This is a genomic window from Bacillus litorisediminis, from assembly GCF_022808645.1.
Classification (GTDB): Bacteria; Bacillota; Bacilli; order Bacillales; family JC228; genus Bacillus_BF; species Bacillus_BF litorisediminis.
Genome location: NZ_JAKZKT010000014.1, coordinates 1 through 19,433 on the forward strand (window position 1 = coordinate 1; position 19,433 = coordinate 19,433).

General features: G+C 39.5%; 21 protein-coding genes and 1 riboswitch. Of the genes, 13 read left to right on the top strand and 8 right to left on the bottom strand.

All coding sequences use genetic code 11. From position 1 onward, the window contains the following. The first annotated feature begins 340 nt into the window (after positions 1-340). The gene (locus MLE14_RS09085; protein ID WP_243298051.1) at positions 341-802 is read left to right on the top strand and encodes a phage holin family protein; all 462 of its coding nucleotides are present in this window, start codon (positions 341-343) and stop codon (positions 800-802) included. A gap of 52 nt (positions 803-854) precedes the next feature. Continuing rightward, a complete protein-coding gene (locus MLE14_RS09090; RefSeq protein ID WP_243298052.1) occupies positions 855-1,220 on the top strand; it encodes a hydrolase in 366 nt (121 codons plus the stop codon). Between the two features lie 50 nt (positions 1,221-1,270). Here MLE14_RS09090 and MLE14_RS09095 read toward each other — a convergent pair whose 3' ends face one another. Next, positions 1,271-2,176: a DUF6612 family protein gene (locus tag MLE14_RS09095; RefSeq protein WP_243298053.1), complete on the bottom strand. Its 906-nt coding sequence runs from the start codon at positions 2,174-2,176 to the stop codon at positions 1,271-1,273. A 134-nt stretch (positions 2,177-2,310) separates the two neighbouring features. Here MLE14_RS09095 and ytkD point away from each other — a divergent pair, with 134 nt between their 5' ends. Further along, positions 2,311-2,799, top strand: coding sequence for an RNA deprotection pyrophosphohydrolase (ytkD, locus tag MLE14_RS09100; RefSeq protein WP_243298054.1), 489 nt, complete (start codon positions 2,311-2,313; stop codon positions 2,797-2,799). 15 nt (positions 2,800-2,814) lie between these two features. Here the strand turns inward: ytkD and MLE14_RS09105 are convergent, their stop codons facing one another. From MLE14_RS09105 to MLE14_RS09115, 3 genes are read right to left on the bottom strand one after another with little or no spacing between them, the layout of a single operon-like run. Then, positions 2,815-3,624: an ABC transporter permease gene (locus MLE14_RS09105; RefSeq protein WP_390628582.1), complete on the bottom strand. Its 810-nt coding sequence runs from the start codon at positions 3,622-3,624 to the stop codon at positions 2,815-2,817. Continuing rightward, positions 3,605-4,381, bottom strand: coding sequence for an ABC transporter ATP-binding protein (locus MLE14_RS09110; protein ID WP_243298056.1), 777 nt, complete (start codon positions 4,379-4,381; stop codon positions 3,605-3,607). Before MLE14_RS09110 ends, MLE14_RS09105 begins: the two co-directional genes overlap by 20 nt. A 53-nt stretch (positions 4,382-4,434) precedes the next feature. Beyond that, positions 4,435-5,430 (bottom strand): ABC transporter substrate-binding protein, encoded by a 996-nt coding sequence (locus tag MLE14_RS09115; protein ID WP_243298057.1) that lies wholly within the window; start codon positions 5,428-5,430, stop codon positions 4,435-4,437. Between the two features lie 149 nt (positions 5,431-5,579). Here MLE14_RS09115 and MLE14_RS09120 point away from each other — a divergent pair, with 149 nt between their 5' ends. The 3 genes from MLE14_RS09120 (at position 5,580) to MLE14_RS09130 (ending at position 7,495) form a co-directional block, all read left to right on the top strand. Then, the gene (locus tag MLE14_RS09120; protein ID WP_243298058.1) at positions 5,580-6,368 is read left to right on the top strand and encodes an alpha/beta hydrolase family protein; all 789 of its coding nucleotides are present in this window, start codon (positions 5,580-5,582) and stop codon (positions 6,366-6,368) included. A gap of 4 nt (positions 6,369-6,372) precedes the next feature. Continuing rightward, entirely contained in the window at positions 6,373-6,615 is a 243-nt protein-coding gene (locus MLE14_RS09125) for a DUF2584 domain-containing protein (protein WP_243298059.1), read from the top strand. A gap of 268 nt (positions 6,616-6,883) precedes the next feature. Continuing rightward, entirely contained in the window at positions 6,884-7,495 is a 612-nt protein-coding gene (locus tag MLE14_RS09130; RefSeq protein ID WP_243298060.1) for a YitT family protein, read from the top strand. 6 nt (positions 7,496-7,501) lie between these two features. On the opposite strand, the gene MLE14_RS09135 is transcribed toward MLE14_RS09130, so the two are convergent. Together MLE14_RS09135 and MLE14_RS09140 are read right to left on the bottom strand one after the other, a co-directional pair. Then, positions 7,502-8,716, bottom strand: a complete 1,215-nt coding sequence (locus tag MLE14_RS09135; protein WP_243298133.1) for an MFS transporter — start codon at positions 8,714-8,716, stop codon at positions 7,502-7,504. A 96-nt stretch (positions 8,717-8,812) separates the two neighbouring features. Beyond that, a complete protein-coding gene (locus MLE14_RS09140; RefSeq protein ID WP_243298061.1) occupies positions 8,813-9,313 on the bottom strand; it encodes a DUF3231 family protein in 501 nt (166 codons plus the stop codon). Positions 9,314-9,484: 171 nt separating this feature from the next. Here MLE14_RS09140 and MLE14_RS09145 point away from each other — a divergent pair, with 171 nt between their 5' ends. From MLE14_RS09145 to MLE14_RS09160, 4 genes are all read left to right on the top strand, one after another. Beyond that, entirely contained in the window at positions 9,485-10,450 is a 966-nt protein-coding gene (locus MLE14_RS09145) for a sulfonate ABC transporter substrate-binding protein (RefSeq protein WP_243298062.1), read from the top strand. Positions 10,451-10,489: 39 nt separating this feature from the next. After that, positions 10,490-11,254, top strand: a complete 765-nt coding sequence (locus MLE14_RS09150; RefSeq protein WP_390628557.1) for an ABC transporter permease subunit — start codon at positions 10,490-10,492, stop codon at positions 11,252-11,254. A gap of 19 nt (positions 11,255-11,273) precedes the next feature. Then, positions 11,274-12,038 (top strand): ATP-binding cassette domain-containing protein, encoded by a 765-nt coding sequence (locus tag MLE14_RS09155; protein ID WP_243298064.1) that lies wholly within the window; start codon positions 11,274-11,276, stop codon positions 12,036-12,038. Between the two features lie 127 nt (positions 12,039-12,165). Further along, entirely contained in the window at positions 12,166-12,441 is a 276-nt protein-coding gene (locus MLE14_RS09160; protein WP_243298065.1) for a YqhV family protein, read from the top strand. Between the two features lie 72 nt (positions 12,442-12,513). On the opposite strand, the gene pckA is transcribed toward MLE14_RS09160, so the two are convergent. Next, positions 12,514-14,106 carry a phosphoenolpyruvate carboxykinase (ATP) gene (gene pckA / locus MLE14_RS09165; protein ID WP_243298066.1) on the bottom strand — a complete coding sequence of 531 codons (1,593 nt, stop codon included), beginning with the start codon at positions 14,104-14,106 and terminating at the stop codon, positions 12,514-12,516. A gap of 353 nt (positions 14,107-14,459) precedes the next feature. Between pckA and MLE14_RS09170 the strand changes: the two genes are divergently transcribed. The 3 genes from MLE14_RS09170 (at position 14,460) to asnB (ending at position 18,586) form a co-directional block, all read left to right on the top strand. Continuing rightward, complete coding sequence (locus MLE14_RS09170; protein WP_243298067.1) at positions 14,460-14,849, top strand: thiol-disulfide oxidoreductase DCC family protein; 390 nt, start codon at positions 14,460-14,462, stop codon at positions 14,847-14,849. Positions 14,850-14,924: 75 nt separating this feature from the next. Continuing rightward, a riboswitch (SAM riboswitch) is annotated at positions 14,925-15,039 on the top strand. Positions 15,040-15,276: 237 nt separating this feature from the next. Further along, complete coding sequence (gene metK / locus MLE14_RS09175; RefSeq protein WP_243298068.1) at positions 15,277-16,476, top strand: methionine adenosyltransferase; 1,200 nt, start codon at positions 15,277-15,279, stop codon at positions 16,474-16,476. Between the two features lie 205 nt (positions 16,477-16,681). Beyond that, on the top strand, positions 16,682-18,586 hold the full coding sequence (gene asnB, locus MLE14_RS09180) for an asparagine synthase (glutamine-hydrolyzing) (protein WP_243298069.1): 1,905 nt from the start codon (positions 16,682-16,684) through the stop codon (positions 18,584-18,586). Here the strand turns inward: asnB and MLE14_RS09185 are convergent. After that, on the bottom strand, positions 18,583-19,428 hold the full coding sequence (locus MLE14_RS09185) for a C39 family peptidase (RefSeq protein WP_243298070.1): 846 nt from the start codon (positions 19,426-19,428) through the stop codon (positions 18,583-18,585). The two genes, asnB and MLE14_RS09185, sit on opposite strands and share 4 nt — an antisense overlap. Between the last annotated feature and the right edge of the window lie 5 nt (positions 19,429-19,433).

The window sequence follows — 19,433 nt, forward strand, 5'->3', positions numbered from 1 at the left end:
CGTACTAAATGATCTTGTGGTACTAGTTGGTCAATCGCGATCACTTCTAATTGGTCTCTTTCAATATTATTGTTTCTCGTCATCATAATCCATCACCTCTAGATATCTCATTATAAATATTGTAAATGAAAAAAGACTGTAGGCAAACTCGATATTATCGAGTTTGTCAACAGTCTGAAACTCGCCAATTGGCGAGTTTTTTTCTTATAATGATCCATTTATTGAATTTTTCAGCAAAAGGGAACTATTGAACTAAGACATATAACGTTACACGAAAATTTTGAACACATATGATTAAGTAGAGAAGAATCTTTTATTATATGGTAAGGGGAAATGTATAATGGAAATCATTCGAACGTTTACGATCCCTTTCATTTCGTGTGTCGGTTCAGTACTCTCAGTAATGTATGGAGGCTGGAATCATATTTTTTTATTATTGATCATCGCTGTCATCCTTGATTATGGGCTAGGTGTTTTGCTTGCGTTTATGAACGGATCTTTATCAAGTAATGTGGGCTGGAAGGGTATTGCCAAGAAAGTAATTATATTTTCCCTGATAGCGGTCGCCCATATCGTCGATGTAGTATTGGATACTCCTCATCTCGTAAGAAATGCAACGATTCTTTTTTATCTTTGTAACGAATGTATTTCCATTATTGAGCATGCCGCCAAGGCAGGAGTGCCTATTCCGAAAGCTTTAATGAATGCTTTGGAGAGTATAAGACCAAAAGAGAATAAAAACCCGGATCAGAATCATGACACTTTAAAACAGGACAAGGATTCCGATAAAACGCCTGAATAAAAACCCCCTATATGTGGAAAAAGAAACATAAACGGCTTAAGGAGATAATCTTATGACAAATGAAAGGAAGACCTATTATATTGATCTGGGAAGTGGTGAGATTTCCAGAAGCAGAACGGCTTCTACCTGGAATTATCAAATTGAAGCATCTGATGAAGACATTACACAGCTGCGAGAGTATTTTGACCAAATGCATTCAACAGGGTGGCAGAATTTTTTTCGTGCCCATGTACCCTATGTTCAATATCATTATGACAGGGAAAACGACGCGAATGACCGCTTATTAAAAGATGTGTACCAACTGATTCACGATTTGGGAGATGAAGAGGCAAGGAAACAAATTGAGTCTATAGGAATCTTAGATGAGAAATCCTATGCCGAACCTGACTCGCAAGACATACAAAATGACATAAAATAATGAAAGAGCCTCATAAAGGCTCTTTCATTATTTTTACTATTTGTGTTCTGTTACAGACCTGTTTCTGCCGTAATATCCTGAGCAGTATCAATTACTTCTTGGGGAACTTCAACTGTCACACTATTGAAATCCGCATAGGATCCATTCATCTTCATATCCATATTTAAGGTTTCTTCCCCTTCTGTAATAGTTAGGGAAAGGTTCATATTTAACTTCGTAGGATAAAAGGATGTTTGATCGATAAACATCTCATATTCTAAATTCTCAATTGCCATATTTTCAAATGCATTTCCCATCGCTTCATAATCTTGCGGCATAGCACTTTGCAGCATTTGATTGGCAAACTCAACGAATTTTTCACCATTCGCCTTTAATGTTAAAATATAATTCGTTTCATCTTTTTGAAATTCAAAGTCATCAATAAATTGCTGGAGACTCGCCAATTCAGCTCCAGGGTTGTTTTGCTGGCCAGCTGCTTCTCCTAAAATTTGCGTTGACATTTCATTAGGCATTTTTAACCACGTCTGATTAGATGGCTCTAAAAAGAAGAATCCATCTTCTGTTACATACATTTCTGTATCAATTGCTTCCTGTGTTCCTTCAATAGAAGTTGTTAATTGCTGATACATAGCAAGCGGTTCTGTCACGATTTGGCCATTCGTACTGGATGACATGTTCATGGCCCCTTCTTGTACATTAGAAGTCATTGACATTTCCAAATCAGTCGTCATAGAAAAGCTTTGCAATGAATTAGAAGCTTCCATCGTTTTGTTGTATACTTCTTCAAGTGTAAGCTCTTTCTCTTCTTCCTTTGGTTCTTCTTGAACTTCTTGCTTTTCCTGTTCTGCCCCATTGTTTTCGGAATTTGATCCGCTGACATCCTCTGCAGTTTGATTACATGCACCCAGAACAACTAGTAATGCAGCTGTCAGCAGAATCATCCATAGCTTTTTCATGAATTGTCCTCTCCTTTTCATTCCGCTCTTGACTCGAGCGTACGGTTTCATTTTACGGTAAAATAAGTCTGTAAGATTCATTTTTTTGTAAAATCCGACGAAGGTACCAGATTATTCTATCAGGAGCGACTCTCATGATTGTATTCACAGATCTAAATGGAAACAAAATTGAATTATCCTTTGGCACGCAGGCAAATACGGATTATATACAGCATGTTCTTTGCATTACTGAATATAACGGTTGCTGGTTATGCACCAATCATAAGGAGCGGGGAATTGAATTCCCAGGAGGGAAACTGGAAGAAGGGGAAAATCCAGAAGATGCCGCCAAAAGGGAAATTTTTGAGGAAACAGGGGGACTGGTCCAAGAACTTAATTTTATAGGCCAATATAAAGTGATTTCTGAAAAAGAGGAGTTTGTGAAAGGCGTTTTTTATGCCAAAGTGAAAGAACTGGTCAGTAAAAATGATTACCTTGAGACTAGGGGGCCAGTACTCATAGACCCTACTATTTCATTTAAGGGGTTAGACGAATCCTTTAGTTTTATTATGAAGGATGGTGTAGTCGAGACTTTCATACAGTATTTAAAAAACAAAAAAGAGGCCAACTCATTTAACTCATAAGTCGGCCTTTTTATTCTAATTATCTTTTATTAACTTTCTCTCAATCAATTCAACAACCTTATACATAATCGTAGCAAATACTGCAATAACAAGCAGCGACAGCATAACCAGTGTAAAATTGAATACTTGGAAACCATATATGATCGAGTAGCCTAATCCTTGGGAGGACACTAAAAATTCACCGACAATAACACCTACCCAAGATAAGCCTACATTAACTTTTAGGGTTGAAATGATGGTCGGAAAAGAAGCAGGAAGAATTGCTTCTTTAAACATTTGAAATTGGCTTGCCCGAAAGGTTTGCAGTACTTTTAAATAGTTCGGGTCCACTTCGCGAAAAGACGTGTAGACGACAATCGTTGTAATAATGACAGAGATAATCGTTCCCATTGCAATGATGGAAGTGAAATTTGGACCAAGGGCTACAATTAAGATAGGTCCTAATGCAACCTTTGGCATGGCATTTAACACAACCAAATAAGGATCCGCAATTTTTGAAAAGAAAGGAAACCACCACAAAATCGCTGCCAGGATCGTACCCAGCAAAGTCCCTAAGATAAAGCCTAAAACTGTTTCAAATAAAGTAACCCCAATCTCAGAAAATAAAGAGGCATCTTGAACCTTCTCCACAAATAAGTTAAAAACCCGTGATGGGGAGCTAAAAATGAGCGGGTCAATCCAGTGAAGCCGGCTGGCCGTTTCCCATAAAGCAAAAAATGCAATGAATATGATTATTTGGTACAGCCGTACCATTCTTTTTTCTTTGATTAGACTTTGTTTGTATTGTTCGTGAAGGAGATTGATATCAGGATTTTGTTTCAAGATTCTCCAGCTCCTTCCAAATTTCTTGAAACAGACCAGAGTAGTCTGAATGCTGTCTTGCATGAAATGGTTTGAGTTCTTTTAATTGTTCAGGAACATGAAAGATTTTATGAATTTTACCTGGGTGGCTTGATAATAAATAAATGGTATCACTCATCGCGATGGCTTCTCCGATATCATGAGTAACGAGGACGGCAGTCTTTTTAAAAGATTTTAATGTTTCCCAAACCAAATCTTCAAGTTTGAGTTTTGTTTGAAAATCTAATGCAGAAAATGGCTCATCTAATAATAAGAGCTTTGGATTGGTAGAGAGCGTCCGGACAAGAGCAACCCTTTGCCTCATTCCGCCTGACAGCTGTTTGGGATATTGATCCTCTACTCCAGCAAGCCCCATTTCTTTTAATAAATCAAGCACTCTTTGGGATGAATCTGGATGTAAGAGCCCTTGAAGCTTTAATCCAAGTGTTATATTTTCTTTTATGGTTTTCCAAGGAAATAAATAATCTTGTTGCAGCATGTATCCAACCTGTTGTGAGGCCTCATCCAGAACGGATTTCCCCTCAATTGTGACTTGCCCCTCTGTTGGGGGAAATAGACCTGCAATAATGGAAAGGAGTGTTGTCTTTCCGCAACCGCTCGGGCCGAGTAGGGAGATAAATTCTCCTTCCTCAGATGTGAAATGAATATCCTCAAGAGCGGTCGTGGCCGTTTTTTTCGTGAAGTAGGTGTGATGGACATGATTAACGGACAAAAAACTCATGCTTGAACGGCCTCCTCTTTTTTACTTTAGACAATTCGTATTTGATGTGTGTCTTACTCCTCAATTACAGATTCAGCAATCTCAGTGTTTACCAAAGTCTTATGATCGACCTGCTGTGGAAGTTCCCCGGCCTCGTCCATAATAGTCTGCAGGTTGTTCCATTCTTCTTCATCTAAAATTGGATCTGTTGCAAAGGACCCTTGGCTTCTATAACGATCTACGCTCATCTCAATAATTTCTAGCTCAGTATCTTCAAAATATGGCTGAATGGTTTCGGCAATTTCACGAGGGCTCGCAGTTTGAATCCATTGTTGTGCTTTATAAAGAGCACGAGTGAATTTCTCTATCGTTTCTTTATTTTCATCCATAAAACTTTGCTTTGCCATGAAGGTTGTATATGGGACGTGTCCAGACTCAGTACCGAAGGAGGCAACAACATGACCGACTCCTTCTTTTTCAAATACACTTGCTTGCGGTTCAAATAATTGGACATAGTCACCAGTTCCAGAAGCGAAAGCACTAGAAATATTGGCGAAATCAATGTTTTGAATGAGATTTAGATCACTTTGCGGATCAATTCCATGCTTCTTTAATACAAACTCTCCAACCATTTGCGGCATCCCGCCTTTGCGCTGGCCAAGGAAGGTTGATCCTTTTAACTGATCCCAGGAAAACTCTCCAGTATCTTCACGTGCCACTAAAAAGGTGCCATCAGTTTGCGTTAATTGGGCAAAATTAATAACAGGGTCAGTAGAGCCTTGTGCATATACATAGATGGATGTTTCCGATCCGACGAGGCCAATTTCAGCACCGTCAGAAAGTAATGTGGTCATCACTTTATCGCCGCCAAAAACAGTAGTAAGCTCTATATCAAGGCCCTCTTCTTCAAAGAAGCCTTTTTCGATCGCAACGTATTGAGGTGCATAGAAAATGGAACGGGTAACTTCAGCAACACGAACTTTTTCATTTCCTGGATTACAAGCAGCTAATGTTATAATCAACATAAGCGCTACGGATAAAGAAAGCATGATTTTTAACCACTTTCTCATAAATGTTCCTCCTCACAATTTGGCTTTTTCCTATGGGTATTCGCCCGGAAAAAGAATCTAAATTATCGTATGAAAAAAGAAAAAATGTGTGAATGCCCATATTTAAAAAAGGATCTGTACCTCTATATCGCGTAAAGGAGGATTTCATCATGTCACTCATTATTGATAAGCAAAAGTTTCCCTCCCCGCACCCAAACATTGATCTTTTTCACGTTACATATTATTCCAGTGGCTTGAAAGTGAAAGGGCTGCTTGCCGAGCCAAAAGGAACCAATTTATTAAATGGGTTTCTGTATTTGAGGGGCGGAATCAAAAACGTTGGAAAGGTGAGACCGGGAAGAATCATTCAGTTTGCGGCAGAGGGCTTTATTGTGTTTGCCCCCTTTTATCGCGGGAATCAGGGTGGAGAAGGATTTGAAGATTTTGGGCTAGAGGATCGGAATGATGCTTATGCCGCTTTTGACCTGCTTGCCCAGCATCCGCGGGTCTCTGCAAACTTGATTCATGTCTTTGGTTTTTCAAGAGGAGGTGTGATGGCCTTGTGGACAGCCATAGAAAAACCTGCTGCATCCGTTGTTACATGGGGAGGTGTAAGTGATATGGCTCTTACCTATGCAGAAAGAACAGATTTAAGGAGGATGATGAAGCGGGTGATTGGAGGGACACCTGTAAAAGTACCCGAACTCTATCATAAACGAACTCCTCTGTATAATTTAGAAGAAATGGAAGCGCCCGTTCTGATTATTCATGGTGAAAAGGATGAAAATGTGTCAGTTGAACATTCATTGAGGCTTGAAAAAAGGCTAAAGGAATTAGGAAAATCCGTTGAATCCTGGTATTTTCCTGAATACACTCATTATTTTCCCCCTGCTGTTAATAGAAAGACCGTTCAGGATTTAACAAGATGGATGAAAATACGGGGACTTGAAAGGGGCTGATTTCGTGGGGATGCCTTTAGAAATGCAAACACTGATCGTTACTAACGGAAAAGAAAAACGATTACAGGATAACACGTTTGAGCTGATAAAGGAAGGCTACCGGTTATACCCGATGCACATACCAATTGAGGTCAGAAGAAAAAAGGAGTCCGAGCCAAGCGGAACGGCTGTGATTGACTCTTTAAAATGGGAAGATAAAAAAACGGTTATTATCTACCGGCTGGAAACTTTGTATTCTGTCAATTAACTTTCTGTGATGAAGGATATTCTTCGCTTGTGCAGGGTAAAAAATGTCCTTCATCCCTTTATGATCGCTCGGCAGCAAGGTTAAAAAGTCCTTCACTCCCGATATGTTGAATTCCCTCTCCCTGTTATCCCCGGTGACAATGACCTTACTTACAATCATAATAAAACCCGGACAAGAATATTTATAAAGAGTAGCTTGGCCTTTTTTAAATGAAATGTGCAGCGGGATGGTGCCAAACCAAACTGTGTACCGGACAGTAGGGATGAACATGTATCAATTTTGGAGGAAAAGCGGGTTTGTGATCGCAGGAGGGACAATCCAGGGATTAGGAATGGGATTATTTTTGTTTCCTCATTCGATTCCATCAGGAGGAGCTGGGGGAATCTCAGTTCTTTTAAATCATTTTCTTTTTATTAATATGGGTTTAGCCTTATGGATCGTAAACTTTTCTATGCTGATGCTGGCAATGAAGTATCTGGGAAATCGTTCTGTGATTTGGACCATGGTAGCCATTACTGTTACTTCACTTTCAATTGGGTTTTTCCAGCATATCATCCCCACTCCAGTCGGGAATGTGTGGATTGATGCAGTAGTCGGTTCTGTTTTTCTTGGCACTGGTATTGGACTATTGCTTAGGGAAGGCGTCTCCAACGGGGGAGTTGGAGTGATCGCCTTAATTATTGCTAAGTATAGGCATGTGTACCCAGGTAAACCATTGTTTTGGATGAATGGTTTTATTTTTGTTCTAACCGCTTCTATAATTAGCTGGGAAATAATCATTCAAGCTCTCATAAGCCAATGGATTTCTACGAAAATGGTGGATGTCATCTACAGTATTAACTTTCATTCTGTTTATACCCTAAGCTGGAGGAAGAAATAAACTGTTTTACACATAATTGTAGCGGAATGGTGAATGTTTCTTTTCGCCATCTGATTTTTTTACATGAATTAGGGTAAGAGCGAGCAATCCGCATAAAAGGGTAAGCGCAGCCAGGGAATAAAACATGCCAGGGCGTGACCAGTCTAATAAGCGGGTCATGATCGGGGGACCTACAGCCACTCCGATAAATCGGACAGAGCCGTATAAAGAGGTCACAAATCCTCTTCTTTCTTTTCCAACTGACCCTGTAATTAAACTATTAATAGAAGGCAATATTAAACCAGTTCCTACACTGCTGATTGCGAGAACCAATAAGAACGGGACTAAACTTTCTATAAAAGACAATAAGCTATAGGAGATGGTCATCAGAAAAAATCCAAGTACTGTTAACCGTTTCATTGTAAATAAGTTTTTTCCGATTTTACTGCCGGTTATATAGGATGTTGTTCCCATTACTAGCAGAGGTATGGCTAGAATCAGTCCCTTGGCAACTCCGTCAATTTTATATTGCTGCTCTAAAACATCACTTAAGTAGAAAAGAATCCCAAACAAAGTAAAAAGACAAGTAGCACCCGCTAAATAAGTTGTAAGCAGCCAGCGGCCTTCATATTTGAAAACACTAAGAAGACCTCTCATATATTTTCGAAACGGAGGGGGAGCCTGGCGGTGTCTTTTTTCTTTAATAAATATCCAAGTTAAAATGATAGAAATTAGACAAATTGCAGGAAATGCGAAGAAAACCGCATACCATACAATCAACCCTACTAATGAACCAATAATGGGAGATAAAACTTTTCCAAGTCCATTCGAAGCTTCGACAATTCCTAATACTCTGCTTCGTTCTCCTCCTTTAAAAAGGTCGCCAGTTAAAGCCATTGCAATCGGTGCTGTTCCGGCAGCACCGATCCCCTGTAAGATTCGTCCAATTAAAATCCACGCGAATGAATTATTAAAACCGGCAGCAGCAAAACCAGCAAGTAATCCGCCAATCCCATATAGAATGAGGGCGGGCAATATTATTATTTTTCTTGAAAATCGATCTGAGAGATATCCAAGGATTGGAATAAATATCGCAGCTGCGATTGAGAACACGGTAATCGTTAAGCTTACTTGGAATTGACTAAGTTTAAGTGCTGACTTCATTTGCGGAAAGATTGGGATCAGCATTGAATTGCCGAGAGTCATAATGAGCGGAATCGATCCTATTGCTGTTATCATCATCCCTTTATTCTTGGACGCCACGGGCTTGTACACATCCTTTTAGTTGCTTAAAAAGTATACCTTGCATAAACTTCATTATTCCTTATCTCCAAAAATCTATTTTAAATTCATAGGAGGAGGGACGAGCCAACCTTTTTCCTTTGAGATTTTTACTAGTTTTTCTTCATACTCTGTTCTCTGTGTATGAAATTCCCCGAACATTTGGGCAATATCCTCTCGCAGCGATATTCCCATTACATAACTGAACAATATGTTTCCCGCCATGATTTCTCTCTGAACAAGACCCGCAATTTCAGGATCATTAAACCTTGCCCCAGCTGGGATATCTTCTGGATTCACATCAGGTCTTGCTGGAGGAGCCGGCGGCAAACGTATTCCGCTCGTTTTCAGAATTGCCTCAGTTTGCTGTTCCTCTTGTTTCACACAGTTTTCCGTAAAATCCTCCAAAAATGCCTTTAAGTCGTGATCGCTTGAGTGGTTCGTTAATATTTGAAGCGTAACTAAAAAAGCCTTTGTGGCATAAAGGTGGGACCAAAGATTAAAGACCTCACCCGAATGAAGCGGTTCTTCTTGAGGCTTCGTACTTAAGAGCGCCATTCGTTTCCATCCTTTCATAACAATTAAAATCCATATTATTGTTTCTCGATGATGAAATTTTATGTCTCAATTTACATTTATTTGAATCGGGACAGGAACCTACCTTTCATACAATCATAGGCTAAAACAGATTGATTTTATTGATAAGAGCTTAATACAAGGAGTGAAAATATGAAAAAATCCAGCCCTATATTCTATGCGGTTATGAGCCTGTTTTTAATGGTTAGTACTGTCCTGATCGGATGCTCAGCAAGAGGTGAAGAAGAGAAAGATAGCACTAATGTGATCCGGATTGGCTATCAGAAAAATGGACCTCTGCTCATTTTAAAATCACTTGGAACATTAGAAGAGCGACTAGAGGAAATCGGGTTTACCGTGGAATGGAATGAATTTCAGGCAGGTCCAGCTTTACTTGAAGCACTCAATGCAGGAAGTATTGACCTTGGCAGAACCGGTAATTCCCCTCCTGTTTTTGCACAGGCTGCTGACGCACCACTTGTGTATGTTGCAGCAGGAAAATCGAAATTTAAGGGAAGTGGCATTTTGGTTCCTGAGGACTCCCCAATCAATTCATTGGAAGATTTAAAAGGAAAACGGATTGGCTTTGCAAAAGGATCAAGCTCTCACTTTTTGCTAGTTAAAGCACTAGAAAGTGTAGGTATTTCTTATGACGAGATTACACCTGCTTACTTGCAGCCGGGAGATGCACGGGTTGCGTTTGAACAGGGGAACATTGATGCCTGGGTTGTATGGGATCCTTATACAGCTTCAGCACAAATTAACTCTAAAGCTCGCATGATTACCGATGGTGAGGGTTTCACTACGGACCGAGACTTCTTTTTAGCAACGAAAGATTTTGCCAGCAAGCATAAAGAAGTGCTTGATATTGTAATGCAAGAAGTTCAAAAATCATCTGAATGGGCCAATCAAAATCATGATAAATTGATTCCGATGCTTGCAGATGTTTTAAAAATAGATGAAGCGTCAATTCAGATGACTGTAGAAAGAAGAGTATACGGAGTCGATAAGCTCTCGCCAGAAATCATGCAAGAACAGCAAGAGATAGCAGATACTTTTTATGATTTAGAAATTATTCCGAAAAAGATTAATGTTGAAGATGCGCTAATCAGCGAATGATAGACTCTATTAAACCTTTAAATGAAAGGGGGAGAAAGATTGAAATCGTCCATAACAGGTTTGCTTACTAGAATGGTGCCATGGGCCATCCCCTTTTTCTTATTAATTTTGTGGCAAACATTATCAATGCAGGGGGTAATCCCAGATAGAATATTGCCGGCACCGACTGATGTATTTGCAACAGGTTTTACCCTATTGATGTCAGGGGAATTGATCGATCATATTTCAATCAGTTTGTGGAGAGCGATAGTCGGATTCCTCATCGGAGGCTCGATTGGATTTTTACTCGGACTCTTCAACGGAATTTTCCGGATTTCCGATCTGCTATTTGACACGTCTATTCAGATGCTGAGGAATATTCCGCATTTAGCAATGATTCCACTTGTTATCCTTTGGTTTGGCATTGATGAAGTATCAAAAGTATTTTTAGTAGCGCTTGGGGTATTGTTCCCCATCTACATCAATACCTATCATGGCATTAAATCAGTTGATAAGACCCTCATTGAAATGGGCAAAGCTTATGGATTAAAAGGACCTTCGCTATTTTTTACAATCATTTTTCCAGGTGCCTTATCGTCCATCCTCGTAGGAATTCGCTTTTCGCTTGGTGTTATGTGGCTTACATTAATTGTGGCAGAAACGATTTCAGCTCATACAGGAATAGGATATATGGCCATGATTGCACGCGAATTTATGCAAATGGATGTAATTGTCCTAAGTATCGTCCTCTATGCCCTATTTGGTAAGCTTTCTGATGTAATCGCCCGGTATTTTGAAGGCAAATGGCTTCAATGGAATACGTAAAGATACGGAGGGGGAAGCCTTGGAAACAAAATTTCCGAAAATCCATGTAAGGTTGAAAAATATTAAAAAGTCCTATGATAACCGGGTGGTTCTCGACGGAATTAGCCTGGATATTCATGAAGGCGAGTTTATTGCGATTGTTGGAAAGAGCGGCTGCGGTAAAAGCACGCTGCTTCGATTAATGGCAGGTTTAGAGGCTTGTGATGATGGATCGATTACCATTAATGGAACAGAATTGACGGGTTTAAATCGGGAAGCTAGGATTATGTTTCAGGACGGACGCCTTTTGCCATGGAAGAAAATCATGCAAAATGTCGGTTTCGGACTGACTGGTGAGTGGCGTCCGAGAGCAATTGAAGCATTGCGAAATGTCGGGCTTGAGGATCGGGTGTACGATTGGCCTTCTAAGCTGTCAGGCGGACAGAGGCAACGGGTTGCATTGGCACGAGCTCTCGTACATCAGCCAAATATTCTATTGTTAGATGAGCCGCTAGGAGCGTTAGATGCTTTAACCCGGATTGAAATGCAGGATTTGATTGAAGAGATTTGGAAAAAAGCCAAAATAACGTCTGTTCTTGTGACTCATGATGTCGAAGAAGCAGTCGCTCTTGCAGACCGTGTGATTTTAATAGAAAATGGCAAGATTGTGTTAAATGTTCCTATCAATCTGCCGCGCAGAAGACAGAGAACCCACTCAGGATTTTCCAAATACGTAGAAGAAATTTTAGAACGAATTATGGGCGGAAACAGTGATAATGGTGATTTAAAGGTTGCGTTTAAATAAAAGGAGAGACAGTTCTCTCCTTTTTATTGTTTTACCAGCAGAAATTTTAAATATTTCTGTATGGTTGTCCTTCCTCCAGAATTTCGCGCATACAATAAAAGTGTTACTGGTATTGGAGGAGTGGAGAATGTTCATTTTATTAGAGAAAGCTATTATAGGCATGGCATTTTTACGTTTATTATCTGGAAGTTTAGAGATTTTTGCTGCCATATTAATCTTAAAATTTAATGACGTGGAAAAAGCATTGGTAGTTAATAGTTCTCTCGCATTAATTGGCCCGCTTGTTCTAATCGTCACTACAGCAATTGGGCTGTTTGGTATAGCTGAGAGAATCTCCTTTACTAAAATCATATGGATTGCGTGCGGTGTAGGCTGCATTTTATACGGAGTGAAAAGTCATTGAAATATCAAGAGGATGCTTCATAAGGGGACAAAACCCGCTTTATGAAGCATCCTCTTTTCTAATGGTAAAAACCTATTCGGTTCTGACTGGCCCGCCTAAGCTTTCAATTTCATCTGCAATGCCTTGGAACTTAGCAAAATTCTCTTTAAATTTCTTCGCCAATTCAAGAGCTTTTAGTTCGTAAGCTTCTTTATGCTCCCACGTTCTTGCAGGCTGAAGCACATAATCGGGTACGCCTGGTACATGAACCGGGATATATAATCCGAAAATTGGATCTCTCACGGTTTCTATTGAGCTAAGCTCTCCGTTTAACGCGGCTTGCACCATAGCACGGGTAAGCTTGAGCTTCATTCTTTTTCCTACACCATATTCGCCTCCAGTCCAGCCGGTATTCACAAGAAATACTTGGACATCATGTGCATCGATTTTCTCTCCAAGCATTTTTGCATATCTTTGTGCAGGGAGCGGAAGGAATGGGGCTCCGAAGCATGTTGAAAAAGTAGCTTGCGGAGAAGTAACTCCACGTTCCGTTCCGGCAAGCTTGCTCGTATAACCGCTTAGGAAATGATACATCGCTTGCTCTTTTGTTAATTTTGAAATCGGCGGAAGGACGCCAAAGGCATCCGCCGTTAAAAAGATAATAGTATTTGGGTGCCCTGCAACCGATGGATAGGCTATATTGGACATATTTTCAAGCGGATAAGCAGCCCGTGTATTTTCAGTGAGTGAGTTATCATCATAATCTGCTTCTCTAGTGACAGGATCGATCATAACATTTTCTAAAACAGCACCAAAACGAATCGCATCAAAAATCTGCGGTTCCTTTTCTTGTGAGAGATTGATACATTTTGCATAGCACCCTCCCTCAATGTTAAAAATACCGTTTGCCGACCATCCATGCTCATCATCGCCAATTAATTTGCGATTAGGGTCTGCTGAAAGAGTAGTCTTGCCTGTACCGGATAATCCGAAGAAAAGAGCAACGTCACCTTCAAGACCGATATTGGCTGAACAGTGCATTGAGAATACATCTTTTTTCGGCAATAAATAATTCATTACCGAAAAGATCGACTTTTTCATTTCGCCAGCATATTCAGTTCCGCCGATTAATACAACCTTTTCAGTAAATGAAATAATGATAAAAGTTTCGGAACGTGTTCCATCTACAGCGGGATCAGCTTTAAAACCGGGAGCTGAAATAACTGAAAACTCAGCCTGATGATTTTTTAATTCTTCTTTAGTAGGGCGGATAAAGAGCTGCTGTGCAAATAAATTATGCCAGGCTAATTCATTAATCACTTGGATGGGAAGTCGGTAAGAAGGGTCTGCCCCTGCAAAGCCTTTAAATACAAAAACTTCATTTAGCTGTTTTAAATAATTGATGACTTTATCATAAAGCTTTGTAAATTTCTCAGGATCAAAAGGCTGGTTGACCTTGCCCCATTCGACTTCATTTTCAGTAAGGGCGTCTCTTACAATAAACTTATCTTCTGGAGATCTGCCAGTATATAGTCCTGTTTCCGCACGAACAGCACCGGTTGAAGTTAAAATCCCTTCGTTCCGTTCTAATACCTTTTCCACTAACTTTGCCGTTCCCAGCTGAATTTGCAAATTTCCTCCTTGGTCAATAGCGGATAATTTGGTTTTGAGAAGACTAGAACCCATAAGTTACTCCCTGTCCTTCCTTTTAAAGTTTTGATTTGGTCTTAGCACTTTCGAGTTTACCTGTTTTAGTTTTTGTGTTGTTTCAAAACACATACGTTTTATGTCATTTGTATATAAGATCAGAATTTGACCTTTATTTCTTAATTAGTATAACACATTTATTTTAATAGTCTATACTATTTACTAAGAATGGTTCCATGATTTTTTAAAATTAGTGAAGCAAGAACATATTTTCTTTTTACATTAATGATTCATCTTAATAAATAATAGGAGCCCTTTTTCTATTTGTTAAGCAGTTTTATTTCTTAAAGTGTATAATATATGTAAGAGGAAATAAATGGGGGATAGGCCGAATGAGTAAAGTTAGATTGGCTTTATATGATGCAGAATGTGCCCTATGCCAAAGGACGAAAAAAACTGTAACTAAACTGGATTGGTTTAACAAATTAAAATGGGCCTCTTTACAAGAGTATGAAAAGCTGGATTATACCCTTAGCTTTAGACCCATTGAGCTGAGAAGAGAACTGCATCTCCTCGTTCAAACTGATAAGACAGTAAAAGTCCTTAAAGGGTTCCGTTCGATTCGCCATATGTTTCTCCTCATGCCCTCAACATTTGTACTTGGTTTAATTTGTTATATTCCAGGGGTTTCTCTAATTGGTGATCCGATTTATAAGTGGGTCGCAAAACGCCGCCATCAATTCTTGAAAGGCCAGTGTCATTCAGATAGCTGTACGATTTAATTATTTATGGACTGTCTTTTTAATTTTGGTTGACAATGCTATCATTGGTCGTTATGATTTTACGTTGAACGGATTCTCTTATCCTGAGAAGTGGAGGGACAGGCCCTATGAAACTCAGCAACCTGCTAACGTGAATGTTAGATGAAAGGTGCTAACCTGATGCAAGGCAGCAAGCCTTGAACGATAAGAGCGGGAGGCAAGACTTAAAAGGAAATCAGGGTCAACCCCCTATTCGTATTTTTTCCGTGTAAAGTAAATGAAACTAGGCACCCTAATAAAAGGTGATGCAATCTAAGAAATTCATTTCCATAATATATAGATGGCAAAGTTTCTTTTAATTAACTTTACTGAGAGCATTTTAAGGGAAACGAGTTCCGTGATTCTTGGGCGAGATTTTACGCCTTACTCATAGGAGGGTATTTGTAAAATGTCTACAAAGCGACGTTTATTTACTTCTGAATCCGTAACTGAAGGACATCCAGACAAAATTTGTGATCAAATCTCAGATGCAATCTTAGATGCCATTTTAGCTAAGGATCCCAATGCACGGGTAGCTTGTGAAACTTCTGTAACAACAGGTCTTGTACTTGTTTCAGGAGAGATTTCCACATCTACCTATGTTGATATTCCGAAAATCGTTCGTGATACTGTTGCCAACATTGGCTATACAAGAGCAAAGTATGGCTTTGACGCGGAAACATGTGCGGTGCTTACTTCCATAAATGAACAGTCACCTGATATTGCGATGGGAGTTAACCAAGCTCTTGAAGCGCGTGAAGGTTTAATGTCAGATGAAGAGGTGGAAGCAATCGGAGCTGGAGACCAGGGTCTTATGTTCGGATTTGCCTGCAATGAAACAAAGGAATTAATGCCGCTGCCGATTTCCCTTGCCCATAAGCTCGCACGAAGACTTACTGAGGTACGGAAAGATGATATTCTTCCTTATTTACGTCCGGACGGAAAAACACAGGTGACAGTTGAATATGATGAGAACGGTAAACCTGTTCGTATTGATACCATTGTCATTTCAACTCAACATCACCCAGAGATTTCGCTTGAACAAATTCAGCGTAATTTAAAAGAACATGTGATTAAACCGGTAGTTCCGCAAGAGTTAATTGATGACAATACGAAATATTTTATTAACCCGACTGGCCGTTTTGTAATTGGCGGACCTCAAGGGGATGCCGGTTTAACAGGGAGAAAAATTATTGTAGATACTTACGGGGGATATGCCCGTCATGGAGGCGGAGCTTTCTCTGGCAAGGATCCTACAAAAGTAGACCGTTCCGCAGCATACGCAGCCCGTTATGTCGCGAAGAACATTGTAGCGGCTGGATTAGCTGATAAATGTGAAGTTCAGTTAGCTTACGCTATTGGAGTAGCACAGCCTGTTTCCATTTCAATTGATACGTTTGGAACTGGGACGGTTAGTGAAGATGTTTTAGTTGATCTCGTACGGAAAAACTTCGACCTTCGTCCTGCGGGTATTATCCGAATGTTAGAATTACGTCGTCCGATTTATAAACAAACGGCTGCCTATGGACATTTTGGCCGTAATGATTTAGATTTGCCTTGGGAGAAAACAGACAAAGCAGACATTCTTAAAGCACAGGCTAACGCATGATGGTAATGAGGGGGTTACATCAAATTGGGTGTAACTTCCTTTTTGTTTGAACGTCATTAACTATGGGTAAGAAAAAATGAAGGGAAGAAATCCCTTTCCCTTTTTTGATTAAAAAATGGTAGTATTGTTTTGTAAATGGAATTTTAACAGTCCATGAAACTCTCAAAAGTTACAGAAACATTAAGGATAAAGCAGGTGACTACATATGTGTGGTTTTATCGGGTGTGTTCATGATCATCCCGTTTCAGATAAGAAAAGTCGAAATCTTCCATTCAAGCAAATGAATGATTTGATTTATCATCGGGGTCCTGATGATGAAGGCTTTTTTTCAAATGAACATGTTCAGCTTGGATTTAGAAGATTAAGTATCATTGATATTGAAGCAGGACATCAGCCTTTATCGTATGAAAACGAAAGATACTGGATTATTTTTAATGGGGAAATTTATAACTATGTAGAATTACGGGAGCAATGCATTGAAGAAGGGTTGACTTTTGCAACTCAATCAGATACTGAAGTGATTATTGCTCTGTATAGCAAATATAAAGAAAAAGCAGTCGATAAACTCCGCGGAATGTTCGCGTTTGTTATTTGGGATAAAAAAGAACAGAAGCTTTTTGGTGCTCGTGATCCTTTTGGGATTAAGCCCTTTTTCTATAAAGAAGATGAGGATCGGCTTTTGTTTGGTTCAGAGAAGAAGAGTATTCTTTTAGCTTTGCAAGAAGAACAGCAAATCTCTCATGAAGCTTTCCAGCATTATTTAACGTTTCAATATGTTCCGGAACCTTATACCCTAACAAAAGGCATTTATAAGCTCGAACCAGGTCATTACTTTACAAAGGAAATCGGAAAGCCCATCGAAATTAAACAATATTGGAAGGCTAATTTCATACCAGTCCATAAAGAAGAGACGGAATGGGTTAAAGAAATTCGTGATGTATTGTTTGATTCTGTAGAAAAGCATATGCGAAGTGATGTTCCGGTTGGATCCTTCCTTTCCGGCGGCATTGATTCAACTATTATTGCATCGATTGCGAAGGAATTTCATCCAAGTATCCAAACATTTTCAGTTGGATTCGACCATAATGGATTCAGTGAAATTGATGTAGCGAAGGAAAGTGCTGAAAAACTGGGACTAGAAAACATCAGCTATGTGATTTCACCAGAAGAATATATGAATGAACTGCCGAAGATTATGTGGCATTTAGACGATCCGCTCGCTGATCCGGCTTGTGTTCCTTTGTACTTTGTTGCAAGGGAAGCTAGAAAACATGTAACGGTAGTACTTTCTGGCGAAGGGGCAGATGAATTGTTCGGGGGCTATAATATTTACCGGGAACCTCAATCCTTACAGATTTTCAACCGAATCCCTGCCAGTCTGAAACGAATCCTCCTGCAGCTTTCGAAAATCATGCCTGACGGAATGAAAGGGAAAAGCTTTATCGAAAGAGGATGCACGCCATTAGAAGAAAGATTTATCGGGAATGCGAAAATGTATACTGAGGCAGAAAAGCAAGAATTGATGAGCCAGTATAATCAAAAGCTTCACTATACAGATATTACAAAGCCATTCTATAAAGAATCGATGGGATACGAGCCAGTAGAACAAATGCAATATATCGACATTCATACATGGCTGAGAGGCGATATTTTATTAAAAGCAGATAAAATGACAATGGCTCATTCGCTTGAGCTTCGAGTGCCATTTTTAGATAAAGAAGTATTTGAAGTAGCCTCCCATATTCCAAATTCAGTAAAAACAGCAAATGGAACAACCAAATATATTTTGCGAAAAGCGGCTGAATCCTTCGTTCCCGCCCATGTTTTAAATCGGAAGAAGCTTGGTTTCCCTGTTCCAATCAGGCATTGGCTTAAAGATGAAATGCATGACTGGGCTGTTTCATTAATTCTCGAAAGCAATACAGACCAATGGATAAAGAAGGACTATGTTCTAAACCTGTTAGAAGAACATTGCCAAGGCAAGGCCGACCATTCCCGTAAAATTTGGACGGTTCTAGTATTTATGATTTGGCATAAGGTCTATATTGAAAAAGTTTATGAATTCCAAAATGAAAAAGAGCTGCAACCAGAATATGTGACAGCTCATTAATGGTTAATGGCAATGGCCTGACTTCCCATTTGCGTCCACGATTGTACAAATTCAATCATGGGCGCTTTTTTATTTTTTTCGCCCGTCAGCGGGTCATTAAAGTAAACAAATTGTTCGTCATACCCAGTCAGCAGAACAGAATGCTCTTTATATGTAATTTTGATTGGACCACTTGGTGTTTGCCATGCTTCAAATTCAGTTTCAGGCAATGCTTGATAGGATGTATTTGTAATGACCCAAACGGGTAATCCCTGTGATAAGTAGATTTGAACAGATGTAAAATCACTTCCGGTTAAATCAATTACTTTTCCGGGCGCATATTTCTCAGCCAGCTCTTTAATTGGCTTGTGATACACACCGAGTCCAGGTTCAGCGTAAGAATACATATTTCCCACAAAGCCGGTATTTGGATGTCCGAAAAAGATCTGCCCATTTATATTTTTGTAAGTGGTGGGATCCTTTGCTATTTCTTGAGCCAGCGTCAGCTTATCGACATCGTATCCATGAAATTGAAGAAGCATTGCCAGACTAGTTACTTCACAGCCTCTGGCAAGCTCAGGAAACTGGGAAATGATTGGTGCGTTTAATAAGACTTGCTCTTGAATTTTAATGATTTCATACACATACGCATCTTGTTCCTTTGTTTGAATCGCTGATTTTGTTTGAATATCCGAATTTGTAATGGCGATTACTAATTTTTCATGGTTGAAGTAGATGGCAGCAGTCAAAGCTATAATAACAGTAAAAAGTATAGCAATTCCTTGAACAATCGGTCTAAAATTGCGAAAACCCATATAGATAAAAACGCTTATGAAAAGGATTAGGGCAAAAATCCATTCCACCTTAA

Excerpts from the sequence above, each read along its gene's own strand:
- ytkD (WP_243298054.1), top strand. The coding sequence starts at position 2,311 with ATGATTGTATTCACAGATCTAAATGGAAACAAAATTGAATTATCCTTT.
- MLE14_RS09090 (WP_243298052.1), top strand. The coding sequence starts at position 855 with ATGACAAATGAAAGGAAGACCTATTATATTGATCTGGGAAGTGGTGAG.
- metK (WP_243298068.1), top strand. The coding sequence starts at position 15,277 with ATGTCTACAAAGCGACGTTTATTTACTTCTGAATCCGTAACTGAAGGA.
- MLE14_RS09135 (WP_243298133.1), bottom strand. The coding sequence starts at position 8,716 with ATGATGATAACAGCAATAGGATCGATTCCGCTCATTATGACTCTCGGC.
- MLE14_RS09115 (WP_243298057.1), bottom strand. The coding sequence starts at position 5,430 with ATGAGAAAGTGGTTAAAAATCATGCTTTCTTTATCCGTAGCGCTTATG.
- MLE14_RS09130 (WP_243298060.1), top strand. The coding sequence starts at position 6,884 with ATGTATCAATTTTGGAGGAAAAGCGGGTTTGTGATCGCAGGAGGGACA.
- MLE14_RS09160 (WP_243298065.1), top strand. The coding sequence starts at position 12,166 with ATGTTCATTTTATTAGAGAAAGCTATTATAGGCATGGCATTTTTACGT.
- MLE14_RS09170 (WP_243298067.1), top strand. The coding sequence starts at position 14,460 with ATGAGTAAAGTTAGATTGGCTTTATATGATGCAGAATGTGCCCTATGC.
- MLE14_RS09120 (WP_243298058.1), top strand. The coding sequence starts at position 5,580 with ATGTCACTCATTATTGATAAGCAAAAGTTTCCCTCCCCGCACCCAAAC.
- MLE14_RS09140 (WP_243298061.1), bottom strand. The coding sequence starts at position 9,313 with ATGGCGCTCTTAAGTACGAAGCCTCAAGAAGAACCGCTTCATTCGGGT.
- pckA (WP_243298066.1), bottom strand. The coding sequence starts at position 14,106 with ATGGGTTCTAGTCTTCTCAAAACCAAATTATCCGCTATTGACCAAGGA.
- MLE14_RS09085 (WP_243298051.1), top strand. The coding sequence starts at position 341 with ATGGAAATCATTCGAACGTTTACGATCCCTTTCATTTCGTGTGTCGGT.
- MLE14_RS09095 (WP_243298053.1), bottom strand. The coding sequence starts at position 2,176 with ATGAAAAAGCTATGGATGATTCTGCTGACAGCTGCATTACTAGTTGTT.
- MLE14_RS09145 (WP_243298062.1), top strand. The coding sequence starts at position 9,485 with ATGAAAAAATCCAGCCCTATATTCTATGCGGTTATGAGCCTGTTTTTA.
- MLE14_RS09110 (WP_243298056.1), bottom strand. The coding sequence starts at position 4,381 with ATGAGTTTTTTGTCCGTTAATCATGTCCATCACACCTACTTCACGAAA.
- asnB (WP_243298069.1), top strand. The coding sequence starts at position 16,682 with ATGTGTGGTTTTATCGGGTGTGTTCATGATCATCCCGTTTCAGATAAG.